This is a genomic window from Enterococcus rotai (assembly GCF_001465345.1).
Classification (GTDB): Bacteria; Bacillota; Bacilli; order Lactobacillales; family Enterococcaceae; genus Enterococcus_L; species Enterococcus_L rotai.
Window position 1 is genome coordinate 710,249 of sequence record NZ_CP013655.1, and the last position, 20,780, is coordinate 731,028.

A 20,780-nucleotide genomic window follows, 5' to 3' on the forward strand; every position below is an offset into this window, starting at 1 on the left:
CTCCTTAGTCATTTGCCCAGAATTCCGGCATTTTTCATTCTTACACAAAAATGTTAACGCTTTCTTTAGAACTTATAAATAGAGAAACTATAGCATTTATATCAAAAAGTATAGGTTTTCTTTGCGAAACGGAAAAAAAGGACAGCTGAAATAGTCTGCTTTACACATTTTATTTCAGCTGTCTTTCTATTTAGTTTTTATGAAAATGAAAAGAAAATCCCTCCATTAGCTTAATTAATTCTACGATAACTTCTTTTTCAGTTTGTGCTCTAGGTTTATCACACCAAACAGCTAGAGCAGCACCTTTGACTTGTTTTTGATTTTCCAACGGAACCAGTTGTTCTGAAGAAAATAGGTTTGGCTGCCATTGTTGCTTTATTTTCGCTGCCGTCGGATAAGTATAACCAGCATTTTCTCCCAGTACATAATAAAGATAATTATCATTGAAATTAACCACAGAATATCCTTCATCTAAAAAAGTTTGCAGTGGAGCCATTTCTTTTTGCCACTTTGTCCAATAAGTAATCTCGACGTCTTTGGTCAACGAGGATGTTTGGCTATTTCTAAAGAATGCATCGTTCCAGACCCTTGGGATAAAGCCGCGTGCTTTAACAAAAGTTGCAACAGTGTTGACGTATGTTTCAACTCTTGTAATCCCTGAATCAGCCAAGGCTGGATATTGTTCCATTTGATCAAAATCAATAAATTCATCCGCCCCAATATGAAAGTAACGACTATCAGCAAAAAGTGTCATATATTCATCGTACAAAGAAAGCGCAAATGCTACTGCTTCTTCATTTGTAATATCCAGTGCAGAAGGAACTTTGCTTATTTCCTTTTGTGGTTCAACTCTCGTTAATTGCCACTCTGGACGGCCTTTCAATAAATGCTCCATATGCCCAGGTGTATCAATATCCGGAATAATCTCGATCGATAAATAGGCAGCATAGTGGATCAATTCTTTTATTTCATTTTTTGTCAGAAATTTTTCTGAAACAAGTTGAGGATATTTTTCTGATTCGATCCGAAATCCTGTATTTTCGGAAAAATGTAGCTGTAAGAAATTAAAACCATGTAACGCCATGTGCTCTAAAAGCAGGCGCAACCCTGCAACTGAAAAATACTTTCTACCAATATCCAACATGATGATTCGTTCAGGTAAACAATCATGAAATTTTCCTGATTTAAGTTTAAGACCTGCTTTTACTTGCTGTGCTAAATACATCATGCCACGAAAAGCCAGCAATGGATTATTAGCTGAAACTACAATCGTCTCAGCTATTTTAATCACAAAGCTATCTTTTAATTCTGCCGAATAGTTCACAACCACTGTTGCTTGTTCTGGTGCATCGACAAAATAAATTTGTTTAACCAGCAGCTTCTCGTATAGATAAGCAACTCTTTCTTTTTCTCCAACAAAAGCGTTGTCAAAAAACACGTAAATTTCTTGTCCATCAAACCAGATTAAATTTTCGCTTCTGTTCATATCATGCACACTGTTCTTTTGCTAATAATAAGCAACCCATCGTTCCACTATTGTCTTCTAGATCACAGCCAACAATATAGTCTTCTAGCGGAGGTAACGCTACATAGTCCCCTAGCTGTTGCTTCAAGGACTCACGAATCATCGGAAAGAGTTGCGCTTGTTTCATTACGCCTCCACCTAAAATAATTTTTTCTGGCGAAAGGACTAATGTATAGTTCATCAACGCTTGAGCTAAGTAGAACGCTTCAATCGCCCAAACGTCATGATCAAATGCTAATGATTGCCCTTTGATCCCTGTTCTTTTTTCTAAAGCAGGACCTGCAGCAAGTCCTTCTAAGCAATTATCATGGTACGGACAGGTACTTTCTACTGTATCATTCGGGTAACGTTGGACTGAAATATGCCCCATCTCAGGATGACTAAATCCTTGCAAGACGACTCCATTGACCACAGCACCGCCACCAACACCTGTACCGACGGTTAAATAGATACAACTTTGAGTGTCTTTACCAGCGCCTAAATGCATTTCACCATAAGCTGCCGCATTAACATCTGTAGTCCAAGCAATCGGAATATCGTAACGTGCTTTTAATGCACCTAAAAGATCGATATTTCGCCAACCGGGTTTCGGTGTTGAAGTAATATAGCCATACGTGCTTGATTTACGGTTGACATCAATTGGTCCAAACGAGCCTACACCTAAAGCTGTTAGGTCGTAGGAATCAAAAAAGGTAAAAACTTGTTCTAAGGTCGCTTCTGGTAGTGTTGTGGGCAGACTGATTCGTTCAATGATTTTCAGTTCCTCATCTGCTATCGCACAAACAAATTTTGTACCGCCCGCTTCGATTGATCCATAATACGCCATTTCAATCACTTCTCCTTCTTATCGGTCAAAACCTATCGTACGTATTTCATAAGCCTTTAACTCCTGCACTACAGGTTCATTTTGTTTTTCTTCTAGCAAATTCAATACGATTGGTGCATCACTACCTGTTTTATTGATGCTCACTTCAGCCATTTTCCCGCTCATATTGAATCCTCTAACAACTAGCATTTGATTGTCTTCACTATTCTTCACTGCTGTAACAGCAAATGTCGTGCCTTTAACCGTTAAATAAGTATCTTTGGCTTTTAGCTCACCTGAATGTTTAGTGGTTTGTTTCACACTAAAAGGAATTTGTGCTGCATAAGCTCGTTGATACGTTGCATATCTTTGCGCTTTTGCTCCATGAAAATCAATACCATATTCAAATGTATGCAGACCTAAACACTGTGCTTCTGGTGTCGGGAAGTAGCCCCAATCTCCCATTTCTCCTACAGCGCGTATAAGCGTTAAGGCAATCGTATTGGCTTCAGGTAAAATTTCATACTCATTCAATCCAAAATTAGAAACCGTCACTCCAGATAGTTCATCATGAAGATTGACAAAAGCATGCTGGTGTTGAGGATTAGTTGGGTTTTCCCAGCTTTTGCTCACTTGATTTGGTCGTGTCACGACTTCGTAAATACTATCCGCTTCGTGGGTCTCCGTTTTGATATCAGTCGGAAACAGCATCCGTAGACGGTGGTCTTTCATTTGATTATCCAGCGTTGTTTCAAAACGTAAATGAGCAGAATCTTTTTCCATCGTCACTATAGTTTCGATCGTTAACTCTTTTAAAATGGCTGAACGTCCTGCTTTTCGGTAACGAAAATCAACAACAGCTTTTTGTTCTTTTTCTAATAGCTCGTCTGCTGATTGCGGAATCATCATACGTTGGCTGATTTTGATTTGAGTCATGAAGGATTCATCTTTTATAACCGAAATCTCAGCGGGGCATCCACTAGATAAAATCGCACCCGTTCCTTCTGGTTGTTTAAAAATATACTCATTCCCAATATCCCCGACATTCTCAATCGTCAATAACTTGCTATAGTTTTTACCCGTTGCTTTGTCTAACACGTCCAATGTACCATCTTGATTGATCGTTACAGTCAAACAGCTATTTTCCAGTTGAAGATTTTCTAACTTCTTAATCATCGATCCAACTTCTTTGACTTGTGTTGTCGTTTCCTGAAGCGCAAAAGTATTCCAAGAAAAAGCTGGCATCTTCGTGATCGGTAGCTCGATTTCGACATATTTTGCCATATAAGGAACTCTAAAACGGTCTCTTGGTAAATCATAACCAAAGCTCACTTCTGGTTGCGAGATCACAGCTGGAATAATTTCTCCTTGTATATCAATCACTTCAAACATTGGTGTGTCGCTTTCAGCAAGACTTTCCCACAATTCATGGGGAATTCCCTCTTTGAACATTTTTCGCTCGATTTCCACTTTGACTTTTACAATGTCCGATTTTTCATAGCCAGACGTATTAAACACGACAAATGGATGACTGGTTTCAGCGAACTCTCCTGTATCAACGGCTTCAACTAAATGCGTCAACGCCTCTTCAGCTATAAATTTTCCAACTTCATTGGCTTTTTCAAATCTCGGCATCATTTCCCGATGCACTTCATCTACCGAACAGCCACAAATACTATCGTGAGGATGATTTTGTAATAGTAATTTCCAAGCGTATTCTAGCTGATCATGAGGATAATCTTGTGTCAACTCATAGGCCATAGCAGCCAAAGGTTCTGTTACATTTTCTAATTGTCGTTCTACTTTGGTATTCCATTGTTTTAAATAAACTCTTGCAGAAGCCGTATTTGCTAATGTAAACCAACCATCTGTTTCTTGGCTAGTTAGTTCTCCATGAACCGTCCCAACTTTTTCTGGTAAATCCTGACGCATCTGTTGTAAATACTCATCAAAGTTTGAATGAATAAATTCATATTCTGGAAACAGCTCATTCGCTAACGCGATCGCCTTTGTCACATCTTTTTGAACAGGTTGATGATCCACACCATTCATCATCAGTAAGTGATCCGTCGAGGCAAATTTCTCAGCTTCCGCTAATTTTTGCGTCCAAAAGGCTAGTGCTGCTTCTTTTTCAGCGGGTATCTCATTGCCATTACTGTACCAATTCGCAAACAGTAAGCCTAACACGGTACTACCGTCTGGTCCTTGCCACCACATTTCTGAATATTGAGAGGTATAATTTTCATCCTCAAGCACTTCATTGTTAAAGCCAACTGGTTTTACTCCACGGCCAAAAGCCGCTGCATCCAGCCCTGCTTGTTGCATCATTTGCGGTGTTTGTCCCATGTTTCCAAACGTATCAGGGAAATAGCCTAGTTTAACTGCTGGTCCCCATTTTTCGCTGTCTTTTTTGCCAATTAGCATGTTGCGAACATTGGATTCAGAACTGATCAAAAAATCATCTTGCAAGATATAAAACGGACCAATCCGCAATTTTCCATCGGTGATCGCTTTTTGGACAGCTGATTTTTTTTCTGGTCTAACTTGCAAGTAATCATCTAAAATAATCGTTTGTCCGTCTAAATGAAAGCTATTAAAATCTGGATCCGTTTCAGCTAATTCTAATATATCATCCAACAATTCAACCAAACGCATATGATGTTGTTCATAAGGCATGTACCATTCACGATCCCAGTGAGAATGCGAGATGATATAAACTTTTTTCTTCATGATTTTACACTCCATTTCCTTTTATCGTTCTACACGGATATCAAAATAATCCATAACCAACTCGCAAAACATCATGTTTGCCCAAGAAAACCACTCGCGTGTGTAGTTTGACGGATCATCGACATCAAATCCTTCATGCATTAAATGGGTTCCGCCATCATTTGCAACCAAAGAATTCAAAATTCGTTCTTTTTCTGTCTTATCCTCCGTCGTCATCCCTTCCATCGCCAGAGCAATCGGCCAAATATAATTTTCCGGGGTATGAGAGCTACCAATCCCTTTAGCGTATTTTCCTTCGTAAAAATAAGGATTTTCTTTACTTAAAATGGTTTTACGTGTCGCTTGGTACGTTCCATCATCGACTGTTGTATAACCAAGATATGGTGCTGAAAGTAAATTAGGAATATTGCTATCGTCCATAATACTACTGTTTCCTAAGCCGTCTGCTTCATATGCATAGACAGATTCGCCAACTTGATTAGCCGTTTTTCCGTAGCTTTGAATGCCCGCATCGATTTCTTTTCTAAGGGCTGAGGCCTGTTTGACTAATTCTGGATCAGAAAGCACCTCACTGAAAATCTCTTCGATATAGCCTAAAACGACTACTGCAAACATATTCGACGGAACTAAATAACCGTATCGACAGGCATCATCACTGGGACGGAAACCAGACCAAGTCATGCCCGTTTTTCCGACCTCACTACCGCGACCATTATTTGGAAGTGTATCTTCTAAACGTGTTGTCTCTCGTTCAAATGTATAGGGTGAAAGTTGATGTTCCTGCTCTGTTGTAAAAACGGCTAGTATTTTTTTGACACCTGCAACAAAATGTTCATCAAACTGTTTTTGGCAACCAGTGTTTTTAAATAGTAAATACGCTAGCTGAACAGGATAACACAATGAATCGATTTCATACTTCCGCTCCCAGATCCACGGAGTCATTGTCGTGTGATCTGTTTGGTGTCCTGCGTCATTCGGTGTTTCATTAAAGGCATTGGCATAAGGATCCATCGTGATATAGAAAAATTGGCGTTGAACCAACCCGCAAATCATGTTCCTAAGTTCTTCATCTTCTTTTGCAATCACTAAATATGGACGAACTTGTGCGGTCGAATCTCTCAACCACATGGCAGGAATATCGCCCGTCAGTAAAAATGTGGTGCCATCTGCTTGTTTTTTAACAGTCGTTGTTAGGGTATTGGCAAACGCTGCGTTAAAATTCTCCGCCCAGCCAGCATGCTCTTCTCCACACAATTGCGTGATTTTATCCATAAACGCTTGGACAGAAGTAGGTATTTTAGTATAAGTCATAGTTGCCTCCTAATAGTTGATATATCATTTCACAACGAAAGTATATGCTAATGAAAGCGTTTTGTCTACTGTTTTTAGTAATATTTTAAAATTGAACTCTTTTTCCTTCTGTGGTAAACTAGCCTTAATGATATATCATTTCACACTTAGGAGAATTCTAATGTCCAAACCACTATATAAAAAAATTACCGATGATTTATTACATGCAATTGAAACAGGTCAGTTAGCAGAAAATGCACAACTCCCGACCGAAAAGGAACTCTCTCAAACCTACAATGTCAGCCGCATCACCTCGAAACGTGCTTTGACAGAATTGGAAAACCAAGGGTTGATTTATCGAATTCAAGGTAAAGGCAGCTATGTGCAAAAACGTAAACCTAGAAAGAAAAAAGTTTCTCGTATCTTATTTTTGATCCCTTTTGTAAATGACCTTTCTCTTGGAAATTTTAATGAAGGGCTAGCACCTGTGACAAGTGAACATCATTACGAGGTCATCATGTCTTCTGCGGCGTTTTTGATCAATAAACAAGCAGCTGATATCATTGAGGACTTTGACGGCATGATCTACTATGCACACAATACTGAAGACTTTTTAGATACACTATTTGAACTGTCCATTCAGCAATTTCCAGTCATTATTTTAGATAAAAAAATCCATGACTTACCTTATCCAACAGTTCAGTCAGATAACTTTTCAGGTGGAGCTATGGCAACCAATTATTTGGCTGCCCAAGGTCATCAGCGAATCGCTTATATTTTTGGCGAACCAACCTTGCCACAATCTGTACGACAACGCTATTTAGGCTACATCCATGCCACAAAAGAACAGCACTTATCTTTTCATACAGCATTAACAGATAAACAAGCTTTTTTAAATGCAGATGTGATTGCTTATCTCAAAGAAAATGAGATTACAGGCGTCGTCTGCGAAAATGATCTAGTTGCGATTTCGTTGATCAATCAAGCTAAACGTGCAACGATTGATATACCAAATCAGTTATCCGTAATTGGATTTGATAATATTCAAGCAGCTTCACTAATCGATCCAACACTTACAACAATTGCCCAAGATTTCAAGGGTATGGGTAAGCTTGCTGGTACGATGCTGATTGAATGGATCGAAAACCTTGTGATCCCAACAGATCAACAAATCCCTGTAAAACAAATCATTCGACACTCAACAAAGGAGAATTAATTAAGTGAAACCAACACTAATCGACACTAGACATGGTACTGATAACCAACATTCTTTTTCAAATGGGAATTGTTTACCTTATACTGGTGTGCCATTTGGCATGAACTATTTTGCTCCGCAAACGAACGGAGATAACGGTAGCTGGTGGTTCAATCCTCGCGACCGAGTTTTTCAAGGTTTCCGTTTGACTCATCAACCAAGCCCTTGGATGGGTGACTTTAGTTATTTAGTGATGCAGCCTTTTAACGGCACATTAAAAGAAGCAACTGTTTTTCATGCACAGTCTTCTTACCGACCAGATGAAAGCGTTTTTAATCCAAGTCACTTAAAAATCACGGCACAACGTTATCAATCAACGTCCCGTTTGATCCCGAGTATGTATGGCGGCATTTTAACAACGAAGTATACTCAAGCAGATGCCCGTCTTTTGCTTTCGTTACCAGGAAAATATCAGCTTATAGTTGAAAACGATCATTCCGTCTCCGGCACGATCATAAACTATGCAGACTGTGAGGACAAAGACTTTTCTTTCTATTTCACGATGCGTTTTAAACAACCCTTCACTTTTGAAGAGCCTTTTGAAAAGAATGGGGAAAATGAGTGTCTTGCTTTTTCATTTGGTGATATTCAGGAACAAATGATTCAGTTTGGTACTTCTTTTATAAGTTTAGAGCAAGCCAAGTTAAATTTATCTCGTGAATTAGATTGGCAGCCAGAAGATTACCTTACACAATCAGAAGATCAATGGGCACACTACCTAAATAAAATCGACATTCAGGATAAAAACCAACAACGTCGTTCAACTTTTTACCATAATCTATATCGTTCGTTTTTATTCCCACAAACATTTTATGAAAAGGATTCTGATAACCAAATTATCCATTATGATACTTTAGCTAAAGAAGTAAAACCGGGATTTCTCTATACAAATAATGGTTTTTGGGATACTTATAAAACCGTTTATCCTTTGTATTCCTTGATTGCACAGGACAAATATGCTGAAATGCTAGAAGGTTTTTTAAATAGTTATCGAGAAAGTGGCTATTTGCCTAAATGGCTTTCACCTGATGAACGAGGCTTGATGCCTGGGACACTGATCGATGCAGTGATTGCTGATGCCGCAGTTAAAAAGATTCATCCTGATTTGATGCCAGAGTTCTTAGACGCCATGATCAAAGGCGCAACGATCCAAAGTGAGAATTCTAATTATGGTAGACAAGGAACGAAAGATTATTTGAGATACGGCTACGTCCCTGCTACTTATCATGAGTCTGTCAATCATACCTTAGATTATTGCTACAGTGACTTTTGTATCAGTCAAGTCGCTAAGACATTGAAAGAAACGAGTGCAACAGAACATTATGTGAAACAAGCTAAAAACTATCTAACTATTTTTGATCCTGCCACAGGTTTCATGCGTGCTAAATTGACGGACGGTACCTTCAAAGAACCATTTAACAGCCATCGCTGGGGTGGCGATTATGCTGAAGGCAGCGCTTGGCAAAGTAGTTTTGCTGTTTATCATGATTTTAAAGGGTTGATCACAGCTTTTGGTGGTCCAGAAAAATTTCAAGAACAATTGATCAGTCTTTGTAACCAACCGCCCACATTCAATGTAGACGGGTATGGATTTGAAATTCATGAAATGAGTGAAATGGCTGCTACTGAATTTGGGCAACTGGCGATTTCAAATCAACCAAGTTTCCATTTGCCTTATCTGTTTAGTTATCTTGGCAAACCGGAATTTGCTCAACCCTTGTTAAAGCAATTAATGATCCAAGAATTCAATGACAGCCAAACTGGGTTCCCTGGCGATGAAGATAATGGCAGTATGGCCAGTTGGTATATTTTTAGTTCATTAGGGTTTTATCCTGTTTGTCCTGGTTCTGGAGAATATGTGATTGGAATGCCGCTATTCGATAAAGCCATTATTCATTTGTCGAATGGTGAAACATTGACCGTTACGGCCAGTCCAAACCATGAGCAACAGCAATTTGTCGACCAGATTCGTTATAACGGCGCTCTTCATAAGCGTTTAGTTTTTGATCACAAATCATTGATGGAAGGTGGACTGATCGACTTTACGTTGGGAATTGTACCTAGACCGAAACATTATGAAGCTGATCAGCTTCCATTTAGTATTTGATCACTAAAAAAGCAGATTGGCTGCAACTAAACAGCCAGTCCGCTTTTTCATTCTTCTCCTACTGAATCATAATGATGCTTATATTTTTCTCGAAACTCTTTAGGTGTCAAATCATTCATCTTTTTAAAGATCTGCGAGAAGTACGTGCTATTATTAAAGCCAATTTTATCAGCAATTTCATTCACATTATCATCCGTATATAACAATAGATTTTGGGCTTTTTTCATACGATATTGATTCAAATATTGAGAAAAGCTCTTTTTTGTTTCTTTCTTAAATAGTTGCCCTAAGTACATCACATTAAGATGCAACGATTGCGCTACACATTTCAATGTCAACTCACTTGTATAATCCGAACGAATTTTATCGATCACATTTTGGACATTTTCAGAATAATCATAGGCAATCTTTTCCCGGGTGATTTGTTTGACTGTATTCGATAGGATTTCACGTAGTTTATCCACATTTGAGGAATGATTGATATCATCCAGTATCTGTTGATATTCCCCTTCATCCAAATGATTAAAACGCCGATAAATATCCATGAACAGCATAAAGGTAATGTGTCGGACATCTTCTGGTCGCGCACCGATTTTTTGAGTTTTAGAAAAAATCTCAGCGATGGTTGACTCGATCGTAGTGAAATCCCCTACCATCAAGGTCTTATTAAAATTAATAATATCTGCCGAAAGATCAAAGTCATCTGAAAAAACTGAATAGAGTAAATTTTTACCGCCTGCTTCATAAAATTTATAACGCTGCAATGTTTGGTTCGCCTTTTCATAACTGTCTGGAACATCTTCCCAATCACTGACCGTTTCCCCTACACTGATCAGCCAGCTGTCATCTTCTTCAGTTTGCAGCGGATTTGCTGCTAGAAGTTGGTTTAAGTGATATTTGCCACCTTTAAAGATATGTACAAGCAAACTTTTATCGCCTAAATTTCGTGAAAAAAATAAGGATTGTTGCTGTCCTTCCAGCCATTTTACGACTTGCGCTTTTTTCTCGCGTGTGACCTCTACTAATAAGACTGTCCAATCCGATTTTTCCGCAGTGTTGATTAGCTGATCAAGTTCTTCAAAGTTATCTTTATCGATTTCACCATTTACCCATTGTGACAATAAAATTTCGCTGTATAAACCATTCCTAGTTTCTTGTTGATTCCGATTGTCTAGACGTTTTTTTGCTTTCCGGACACTTTTTAAAAGCTCTAGTTTATCTACTGGTTTCATCAAATAATTAATAGCCCCGAGCTGTAATCCGCCCTTTAAAAAATCAAATTTCTGGTAACCAGAAAGAATCATAAATTCAAACTGTCTAGCTTCTTTTTGAGCAGCTTCAATAAACTCTAGTCCTGTCATTTCCGGCATCGTAATATCCGTTATCACAAGATCAATCGATTCCAGTTCCATCGTGGTCAATGCTTCTTTAGCATTTCGAGCTGTCCCTTTGATGGTAAAACCTTCCTCTTCCCATGAAATAATCTTTTTCAACCCATTAACGATCATATATTCATCATCAACTAGCAAAACATTATACTTCATTTTCTCGCTCCTTTATTGTGAACTAGTCTGACTATTGTTATACCCGATTTCGGTTTTAGGAAAGGAATCGTCAAATGAAAGTTCAATAGCGATTCCTTTGGTTTCATTTGGCCTAATTGTCATCAAAAAACTTGGCCCAAAGTAAGCACGCAGGCGTTCATTCACATTTTGTAACCCGATCGAGCCATGTAATTCGATTTGTTCACTTTGCAATTTCGTTTCAATCAAAGCTAGTTTTTGAGGTGAGATCCCCTTCCCGTTATCACGAATCAAAATCTTCACTTGATCATTACTTAAATGTGCTTTAACACTGATTGCATTGTCATTTCGCGAAAAATCGATACCATGGACAAAATAATTTTCAATCAATGGTTGTATGGAAAATTTAGGTAAAACTAGTTTCTTCAATGCGTCATCGATTTCAAAATGATAAGCGATTCGGTCTGGATATCTCATTTGATACAGATATACATATTTCTCACAGAAACTTAGCTCTTTTTCCAGAGTTGTCGTTTTAGCTTGATCCGTATTATTACGCAGTAAGGTTGAAAAAGCATAGACTACATCCGCTAATTCTTCACTGCCTTCACTTAATGCATACATGCGAATATACTCTAAGGTGTTGTATAAAAAATGTGGGCTGATTTGAGATTGTAGCGCTCGCATATGCGCATCTTGCTGTTTGATCTCTAATTTATAAATGTCGGCGATATATTGCTCAATATTATCCAACATCGTATTGATCCCCTTTGAGAGCTCTCTCAGTTCAAACTGTGTCTCCTGTTCATTGATTCGCGTATTTAGATCGCCTTTAGTGACAAGTGCCATTGAGTCCATGATAATATCAACTTGCTGTGAATACTTCGTAAAGGTTCGATACAACAAATACAGCAATAAAAAAATCAAGCCTAAGCCGCCTATCATTAGAATGCGCAAATCAAAAAAGACATGTGTGAGGATCTGCTGCTTAGATACAGTTACCAAGATATCAAAACCGCTCGTTGTTTGTATATGTTCCAACAGATTAGTTTGGGCCAACGTTTGAATCGGTAATAGTGAAATTTCTTTCATTTTTTGTTGGATCAACTGCTGGTCTAAGGTGTTATTTTTTTCTGTATAAGTTAATAATTGGTAGCCCGTACTTGAAAAAACATAGGCTGACAAGCCATCAAACGTCGTTAAATGAGTCAAACTATCAATAATATCTTTTTGAGAAAATTCGACATAAAAACTGCCCAGAACTTCTAAAGTTACTGGATTTGTAATAGGATAAGATAAATAAAATTTGTTGTTTAAGCGAGGGGTTCCGCTGATTTTTTTACCACTCTTATCATCTGCGGTAGAAAGATAGTAATCATTATAATTATTCAACACCATAATGATCGATTCTATATTGTCATACATCGTGTAAAAATTCTTCACTTGACCTGGTAAAAATAAATAGTTGCCCGTTGCTAGTTGTTGATCGTAAGAATAATTCAAATAATTGGAAATTGGCTCGTCCATATAACGATTCAAATTGTTGATCTTCTCTTGATTATCAGTCAACCCATTTAACATCGTCTTCCCTTGAATATTTTTATCATTGATCGAGCGAGCAATCGTATCGACAGCTTCTTGCGCTGTGATTTCCCCTCTTCCCATCGATTGCCAATAGGTATTCATCCCAATGCTGACCATACCAATCAGGATCAGTGTAACCAAAATCAACGCATAATTTTTCAGTAATCGGTTTAGTAATGTTTTTTCATTAAAGGAAGAAGGTTTCTTTTTACGCATGAAGTTCCAAACGTTGATCGATCGTTTGGCGCCATGATTTTGTCGCTGTAAAGCTCCATATTTGGATCATAGAAACCGTACCGAATAGAATCAATCCTTTGAATTTCCACGTAATAAATACAATCAAACTTACGCCAATCGCTATTTTCAATAAATTCGTAAAATTAGATAATGTCGAAATAAACGCCAGTTTCAACAAATTTTTTAAACCGATTTCATAATAGCTATCTAATAACAATGTGTATTGATACGTAACGATCCCATAAATCATTGCAAAAACTAACAGAAAATCGATCATTAAAAAAGCCATTCCCTGAATTTGTACAGATAAAAATAAATTGTACGCCAATATGCTTAATAACAATCCCAATCCATAAAAAAGCAGATTTCCTCTTACAAAGTTCTTTTTAAACGTGTTCCAGCCATCCTTCAACGTGATTTCTTTATAATTGAATTCGTGACTGACAAATAATTCGTTGACTGTTTTCAAGGCTGGACCTACGCCTGCGACAATCAAACCGCAACAGCTGAACAGCCAAAAGAATAGATTCAATTTTACGATGACCCAAACTTTAATGAATAACGTTTCTAACGCTTTTCCAACCATCTAACTCTTCCTTTCTCTCTCTAATTAGTATAATAAATAACTATGGCTGATATGCCAAATAAAAAAACTGCTGCTTATAATATAACTACGCAGTTTAGTCAGAATATTATTTTTTTATAAAAGAACCAAGCAAAAACGATGTAGTATCGATTCACTTGGTTCCAAGGTCTATATCTGATTTATTTTTTCAAAAATTCATCGTATTGTTTTTGCATTTCAGTCAAGACTTTGTCATAACCAGCATTATCAAGTGCTTCTTTTAATTTAGGAACTGTCTCTTCTGGATCCACTGTTCCTGTGTTTAAACCATCTAAATATTGACTCATAACGTTGGCGATATTACTCATTTCTGTTTTCACATTCGACGTTACAAAGTTAAAACCTAAGATTGGAGATGTTTCTGCTTTAGCGATTGATTCATCACGCTCTTTGATCATTTCATCAGTAATCGTATCTTGCGTGTATAAGATTTTGTTATTTCCAGTATTCCATGCAGGTAAGTGCGTATTTGGTTTGTAGCCATCTAGCAACTTGATTTTCCCATCTTTATTAGGGATTTTTTCCCAAGCTTCGCCTTCGATTCCCCAAACTAACCCATTCAGTAATTCTGGATCACTATTGATTTGGCCTAGCACTTCCACAGCTTTTTCTTTGTTTTTAGATGTGTTTGATACAACAAAGTTAGCCATTCTTGCTTGATCACTTGATTTTAATGGTGTCGTAAATGCTTTAGATACTAATTCTTGACCAGCAGCATTACTTAAAATCGTATCACCATAATCGTAAGGACCTTGTGTTTCTTGACGAATGAACCATGTATTTCCTTCTAATGGAAACTCCGTATTACTTGTTGCCGCATCGGATGGAATATACCCTGCTTGATACCATTTATGCATTGTTTTCAGTACATCCATAAAGTCTTTGTTTTCGTATTGGTTGATAATCTTTTTAGTATCGCCATTTAGATCGACAGCAAATGGATAGTCATTTCCAATTGGGAAATCAAAGTCCCCTTGCGCTTTAAACCCTTGACCAATCGCAAATGCTGCGATGTTCGGTTCTTTTTCATGGAATGTTTTTAACACACTTTCCGCATCTTTATAGGTTTTGATATCATCGATCGATAAATTATATTTATCTAAATATTGCTTGTTAAACGTCAACACTTGTTGCGAATAGACATTGCCATTGACTGGAAAGGCATATAGTTTACCGTCTACTAAATTCCCTTTGATATAGGCTTCGTCTAATTGATCATAGGCATCTTTCGCAAACTTAGGTGCTAGTTCAGTTAAATCCGCAAAGGCTCCTTTTTGTGCATTTGGTACATAACTATCTGCAAATGCAATATCATAATTTTCACCTGATGATACAATAACACTCATCTTTTTCTTGTAATCGCCCCACCCAATATACTGAATATTTAGTTTAGCGCCTGTTTTCTCTTCAATTCTCTTATTGGCAACTTCCATCAATGCATCATAATTATCTGGTTTATCTCCGATTTGATACATCAATAACGTATTTTCATCCGCTTTTTTGCTGCTCCCGTCAGTTTTTTCTTTACTACCTCCGCCACATGCTGTCAACGCCCCTAAAAGAACAACTGCTGTACTTAAACCGACTACTTTTTTCCACGTCTTCATTTTCTGTTCATCTCCATTTTCTATATATTATTCCTTAACTCCGCCAATCGTTAACCCTTTAACAAAATATTTTTGGAAAAACGGATAGCTGATCGCAATCGGTAAGGTTGAAATAACCACGATTGCCATTCGCGCAGATTCTCCTGGTATTGCTGCCATCCCACCAGACAATTGACTGCTGGCGCCAGCATTTTGTGTCAGATATTGAATATTATTTTGAATCTTCATCAATAAATATTGCAATGGAACTAAACTATCTTTTTGAATGTATAAGAGTGCGTTGAACCAGTCGTTCCAATACCCTAAAGCAGCAAATAAACTGATTGTTGCGATACCAGGTACCGCGAGCGGCAATACGATTTGAATAAAAATCCGCATCTCTGAAGCCCCGTCGATCCGAGCCGACTCGATGATCGACTCAGACACTGAGCGTTTAAAAAATGTCCGCATCACAATAATATTAAACGGACTAACTGCCATTGGCAAAATCAACGCCCAAATCGTATCTTTTAATTGAAGTAAATTCGTCATCACCAAGTAGTTTGCGACCATCCCTGGAGAAAATAACATCGTGATCAAACAAAATACCGTGAAAAACCGACGAAACGGAAAATTAGATCTAGAAATCACATAGGCATACAAGGATGTGGCTGTACTATTGATCAGTGTGCCGACCAAGGTAACCAAGACCGTCACAAATAATGCTTGAAAAATTTTATCCTGCATTTGATCAAATAAATAAGTGTAGCCAAAGATACTAAGCTCCTTAGGCCAAAAACTATATCCATGAGCGGCTAGTGCTGTTTCATTACTAAGTGAGATCGCCACAACAAATAAAAACGGCAACACACAAGAGAGAGCAAAAACAGCGATCAGCACATTAAAAAATAAATTGACTGGTTTATTAAACGAACGAATTTCTACTTTTGAAACTGGCTTTTTCCTCAATGTTTTCACTCCTCCTTAGAATAATGCCGAATCATTGTCAAAACGACGAACGATCCCATTTGTCACCATCAACAGAACAAATCCAACTGTTGACTGATACAATCCAGCTGCTGCCGTCATTCCGATGTCCCCTGTCGCAGTCAAACCATTAAAGATATACGTATCTAAAACTGACGTAACTTGGTACAACGAACCAGAATTACGCGGCACATTATAGAACAAACCAAAGTCCGCTCTAAAAATATTTCCCACTGCTAAAATCGTCATGATCGTCATCAAAGGTAATAATTGCGGAATCGTAACATTCTTGATTTGTTGCCATTTGCTGGCGCCATCAACCATTGCGGCCTCATAATACGTTGGATCGATCCCCATAACAGAAGCAAAATAAATAATACTATTATAGCCAATCCCTTTCCACGTTCCGATAAAGACTAAAATGAACGGCCAAAACTTCGGTTCACTATACCAATTGATTGGCGTGCCGCCACGACTTGAAATCCATTGATTAAAAATCCCTTTATCTGGGCTTAAAAAGGCATAAACAAAATATCCTATAATAACCCAAGATAAGAAATAAGGTAATAGAGACATCGTTTGATAGACTTTTACCAAACGCTTATTCCGCAGTTCACTCATCACGATTGCAAAAAATACAGAAATGACAAGGTTCAAAACAATAAAGGTCACGTTGTACAACACTGTATTTTTCGTAATCAGAAATGCATCATTAGAAGAAAACAAAAACTTGAAATTCTCTAAGCCAACCCACGGACTCTCCTTTAAGCTAGCAATAAACCCGTCTGGTGAAATATGGAAGTCTTTAAACGCCACCACATTGGTCAATACTGGAATATAAAAGAAAAAAATCATCCAAACCATCGCCGGAATCGCCATCAAAATCAACGCTTTATACCGCCAAACATTGTTAAAAAACAGCGCACTCTTTGACTTTTTCTTCATCTACTCAACTCCTTTCATCAAATTGTCTACAATAGAATTGTAGCGCTTCCAAAAAAGAATGAGAATAAACAAAATATAGATATTCTTATAAAAAATATAGATATTGGCCAATTTCGATCATAAATCATCGTTACTTAAATCAGTGAAAATTGTCCCTTTTAACTCCTCTGTGTAATCGTTACGATTTCATCTGTATAAAATTCAAAAAAGAGATTATTCATATATTTAAAAACGATATTTATATTTATTTATATCAAAAAAAAGATAAATAAATTAAATTTTTCAAAGATTACTAACATTCAATATGATATAATTAAATTCCAATCTATCTTACAAATAGGTTGAAATAAAATTATTTCTAGGAGGAGAATATGAAAAAAAGAGGTTGGTTGTTAGGTTTAGTATTATTATTTCCACTAACAAGTTATGCAGAGGAGCCGCAAATTCCTATTGAAGGAACTGTTGACACCTTGAAACAAGAGGTGTTAGCTAAACCTCAGCTACGTACGGATAATGTCGGTAAATCATCTTTGTTTACAAAAGAAGAAATACAAAAGCTCCAAGCCTTTCAAGATGAGTATTGGGCAATTCGTAACAATGATGTCACTGCAGGAAAATTTAAGGTTGCACCTATCATTGGACCCGATCAATACACACTGGGAGAATTTAATCCAAATACGCTGGATAATGCTACGGCTTATGTGAATCTTCTTCGTAAATCGGCAGGAATGGTCCCAGTCAAATGGACAAAAGAGCGTGTAGAGATTGCTCAATATGGAGCTGTTGGTGTTGCTGGAACACGCCAGTTAACACACAATTTAGATCAATTTGAAAAACCTAAAGGAATGACGGATGATTTTTGGCAAAATGCTGTTTCAGCAGCACGATATAGTAATCTAGGAAAGTATGGATTTCGAAGAGATGATATCGACTCTGTACCATCCTTACCATTGAATACTGTGACAGATGCTTATATGTATGAACCCGGAGCAGGAAATTTCCAAGTAGGACATCGTACTGTTATTTTGAACCCTTATTATCAAACGGTCGGGTTTGGCTTTGCCGAATTAAAAATTCCACAAGAAAAGACAGTAGAATTCTCAGAAGCACTATATGCACAAGGCGATGGTAGTAACACCGTTACTAAGGACCATATTGCGACATGGCCTACTAACCAAACCTTTCCATTGCAGTACGTAGGGAACGACTTCCGCTGGTCTCTGCATTTTTACAACGAAGGCTATGGATTCAATCGTGAGCAGTTAAAGGTGACATTGACTCAAGATAATAGTGGAAAAACCTGGACATTCACAGATCAACAAAGTGATGGAGAATACACCGTAACCAGTATTTGGGGGTATAACTCAGTTATTTTTGCTCCGAAAGACATCAACTATCAAGAAGGTGATTCTTTCACGGTTAAGGTCGATGGTTTAACTGGAACAAAATCTAGTTACCAATATCAGACAAAGTTGTATGATTTAACTAAAAAATACGAAGTTGAGCAAGTAAAAGGAACCTACGGAACTGCACCATGGACGTGGGATGAGGATACACAAACGCTGACTTTTAGTGCAGGAGAATTTCCAGAAACTGGCTGGAATAACAATATTCAAAGACATATTGAAAACCACAGCTTATTGAAAGGCAAAAAAATCAAAAAAATCAACTTCAGCCAAGATGTGACCTTATCCAGTGTCTCAGCATTCTTATTTGAAAGTTTGTCTGAACTAGAAGAAATCGAAGGAACACAGCATCTTAAAACGGATAAAGTAACAAATATGTCACGTATGTTTAGCCGTACAAAATTGAAAAGCTTAGATCTATCTAGCTGGAATGTTGAAAATGTAGGAGATATGAACGGCCTTTTCCGGTCAACCGATTCACTAAAACAAGTTAAATTAGCCAATTGGAACACCAAAAATGTGAAAAATATGGATCAAGTATTTTATTCTATGCAGGTACTTGAGAGCTTAGATATCGCAAATTGGAATACAGAAAATGTCACGAGTATGAACGAAATGTTTGCATATTCAAATTCTTTAACATCCTTGGAACTTTCCAACTGGAATACTAAAAACGTAACCACTATGCGCGGTATGTTTGCTCGAATGTCTGCATTAAAATCTGTTGGTGTAGCAAATTGGGATACTAGCAAGGTTAACGATATGGCAGTGATGTTTAATGAAAATTATGCGTTAGAACAAATAGATGTTTCCAAATGGGATACTAAAAATGTGGAAAATACGGGCAGTATGTTTAGTGATAATCGTTCATTAAAGAGTTTGGATCTGTCCAATTGGGATACTCGCAACAATAGGATTATGGGTTACATGTTCAAAGGGACAAAAAATTTAGATACCTTGACACTAGGTCAGTCAACTCGGCTTCATAAAACAGGGTTACTGGAAAAGAAAGATGCCCCTCATTCTGGTAAATGGGTTCATGAAAATGGACAAAAATATTATTTGAGCTCTAAAGACTTGGAAACAACCTATGATGGTAGTCATGCTGGAACATACACACGGGAAAAAGGCGAGTTAAAACGCTTTGGTACAGTTTCTTGGACATGGGATGAACCAACTCAAACCGTTACATTTAAATCTGGCGAATTTCCAGAATCTAGCTGGGGCTATAACATCCAGCGACAAGTAGAATGGAACGCTGCTTTGAACGGCAAAAAAATTAAAAAAATCAACTTCAAACAAGATGTGACCTTAGCTAAGGTCTCAGCCTTTTTATTTGAAGGTTTGTCTGAACTAGAAGAAATCGAAGGAACACAGCATCTTAAAACGGATAAAGTAACAAACATGTCACGTATGTTTAGCCTTACAAAATTGAAAAGCTTAGATCTATCTAGCTGGAACGTTGAAAATGTAGTGGATATGAATGGGCTTTTCCTTTCATCCACATTACTACAACAAGTCAAATTAGCGAATTGGAACACCAAAAGTGTAACCAATATGGCGCAAGTATTTTCTGGTCTGCAAGCACTTGAAAGCTTAGATATCGCAAATTGGAATACAGAAAATGTCACAAGTATGCACGAAATGTTTTTAGGTTCAAATTCTTTAACCTCATTGGAGCTTTCCAACTGGAATACTAAAAATGTGACCACTATGCGCAATATGTTTTCTCGAATGTCCGCATTAAAATCTGTTGGTGTAACAAATTGGGATACTAGCAAAGTGAATGACATGGCTCAGATGTTCCATGAAAATTATGCTTTGGAGCAAATAGATGTTGCTAACTGGAATACTAGTAATGTAAAAAATATGGGCGGCATGTTTAGAGACAATCGTTCATTAAAGAGTTTGGATCTATCAAATTGGGACACGCGCAACAATAATATTATGAACGCTATGTTTTATGGCACCGACTCACTAGATACATTAACGCTAAATGAAGCATTTCGTTTCAAAGATACTCGTCTACCCGAAAAACAAAACCGGCAATATACAGGACGCTGGATTCACGAAAATGGGCAGCATAGCTATCTAAATTCGAAAGAGTTTCAAACAAACTATGATGGCTCTACTTATGGAACTTATACACGCGAAATCGTTAAGTAAAAAGGAAAT

13 protein-coding genes are annotated in these 20,780 nt (G+C 37.5%); 3 read left to right on the forward strand and 10 right to left on the reverse strand.

The features are described 5' to 3' along the window. Positions 1-190 precede the first annotated feature (190 nt). The 4 genes from ATZ35_RS03410 to ATZ35_RS03425 are packed head-to-tail and all read right to left on the reverse strand — an operon-like array spanning position 191 to position 6,371. A complete protein-coding gene (locus ATZ35_RS03410) occupies positions 191-1,486 on the reverse strand; it encodes a beta-N-acetylhexosaminidase (protein ID WP_208929501.1) in 1,296 nt (431 codons plus the stop codon). Between the two features lies 1 nt (position 1,487). Beyond that, positions 1,488-2,351: an ROK family protein gene (locus ATZ35_RS03415; RefSeq protein ID WP_208929502.1), complete on the reverse strand. Its 864-nt coding sequence runs from the start codon at positions 2,349-2,351 to the stop codon at positions 1,488-1,490. An 18-nt stretch (positions 2,352-2,369) separates the two neighbouring features. Further along, positions 2,370-5,060, reverse strand: coding sequence for an alpha-mannosidase (locus ATZ35_RS03420; RefSeq protein ID WP_208929503.1), 2,691 nt, complete (start codon positions 5,058-5,060; stop codon positions 2,370-2,372). A gap of 21 nt (positions 5,061-5,081) precedes the next feature. Further along, on the reverse strand, positions 5,082-6,371 hold the full coding sequence (locus tag ATZ35_RS03425) for a glycoside hydrolase family 125 protein (protein ID WP_208929504.1): 1,290 nt from the start codon (positions 6,369-6,371) through the stop codon (positions 5,082-5,084). Between the two features lie 160 nt (positions 6,372-6,531). On the opposite strand from ATZ35_RS03425, the gene ATZ35_RS03430 reads away from it, so the two are divergent. Together ATZ35_RS03430 and ATZ35_RS03435 are read left to right on the forward strand one after the other, a co-directional pair. Beyond that, complete coding sequence (locus ATZ35_RS03430) at positions 6,532-7,566, forward strand: GntR family transcriptional regulator (protein WP_208929505.1); 1,035 nt, start codon at positions 6,532-6,534, stop codon at positions 7,564-7,566. A gap of 4 nt (positions 7,567-7,570) precedes the next feature. Beyond that, positions 7,571-9,712, forward strand: a complete 2,142-nt coding sequence (locus tag ATZ35_RS03435) for a GH92 family glycosyl hydrolase (protein ID WP_208929506.1) — start codon at positions 7,571-7,573, stop codon at positions 9,710-9,712. Between the two features lie 47 nt (positions 9,713-9,759). On the opposite strand, the gene ATZ35_RS03440 is transcribed toward ATZ35_RS03435, so the two are convergent. From ATZ35_RS03440 to ATZ35_RS03465, 6 genes are all read right to left on the reverse strand, one after another. Next, positions 9,760-11,256, reverse strand: a complete 1,497-nt coding sequence (locus ATZ35_RS03440; RefSeq protein ID WP_208929507.1) for a response regulator transcription factor — start codon at positions 11,254-11,256, stop codon at positions 9,760-9,762. Positions 11,257-11,268: 12 nt separating this feature from the next. Further along, positions 11,269-13,035: a sensor histidine kinase gene (locus ATZ35_RS03445; RefSeq protein ID WP_208929508.1), complete on the reverse strand. Its 1,767-nt coding sequence runs from the start codon at positions 13,033-13,035 to the stop codon at positions 11,269-11,271. Further along, positions 13,028-13,642 (reverse strand): YesL family protein, encoded by a 615-nt coding sequence (locus ATZ35_RS03450; protein ID WP_208929509.1) that lies wholly within the window; start codon positions 13,640-13,642, stop codon positions 13,028-13,030. Before ATZ35_RS03450 ends, ATZ35_RS03445 begins: the two co-directional genes overlap by 8 nt. Positions 13,643-13,821: 179 nt before the next feature. Continuing rightward, on the reverse strand, positions 13,822-15,288 hold the full coding sequence (locus ATZ35_RS03455) for an ABC transporter substrate-binding protein (protein ID WP_208929510.1): 1,467 nt from the start codon (positions 15,286-15,288) through the stop codon (positions 13,822-13,824). A 27-nt stretch (positions 15,289-15,315) separates the two neighbouring features. Continuing rightward, complete coding sequence (locus tag ATZ35_RS03460) at positions 15,316-16,236, reverse strand: carbohydrate ABC transporter permease (protein ID WP_208929511.1); 921 nt, start codon at positions 16,234-16,236, stop codon at positions 15,316-15,318. A 15-nt stretch (positions 16,237-16,251) separates the two neighbouring features. Continuing rightward, positions 16,252-17,199, reverse strand: coding sequence for an ABC transporter permease (locus ATZ35_RS03465; RefSeq protein ID WP_208929512.1), 948 nt, complete (start codon positions 17,197-17,199; stop codon positions 16,252-16,254). A 371-nt stretch (positions 17,200-17,570) separates the two neighbouring features. Here ATZ35_RS03465 and ATZ35_RS03470 point away from each other — a divergent pair, with 371 nt between their 5' ends. Beyond that, positions 17,571-20,771, forward strand: coding sequence for a BspA family leucine-rich repeat surface protein (locus tag ATZ35_RS03470; protein ID WP_208929513.1), 3,201 nt, complete (start codon positions 17,571-17,573; stop codon positions 20,769-20,771). Positions 20,772-20,780 lie beyond the last annotated feature (9 nt).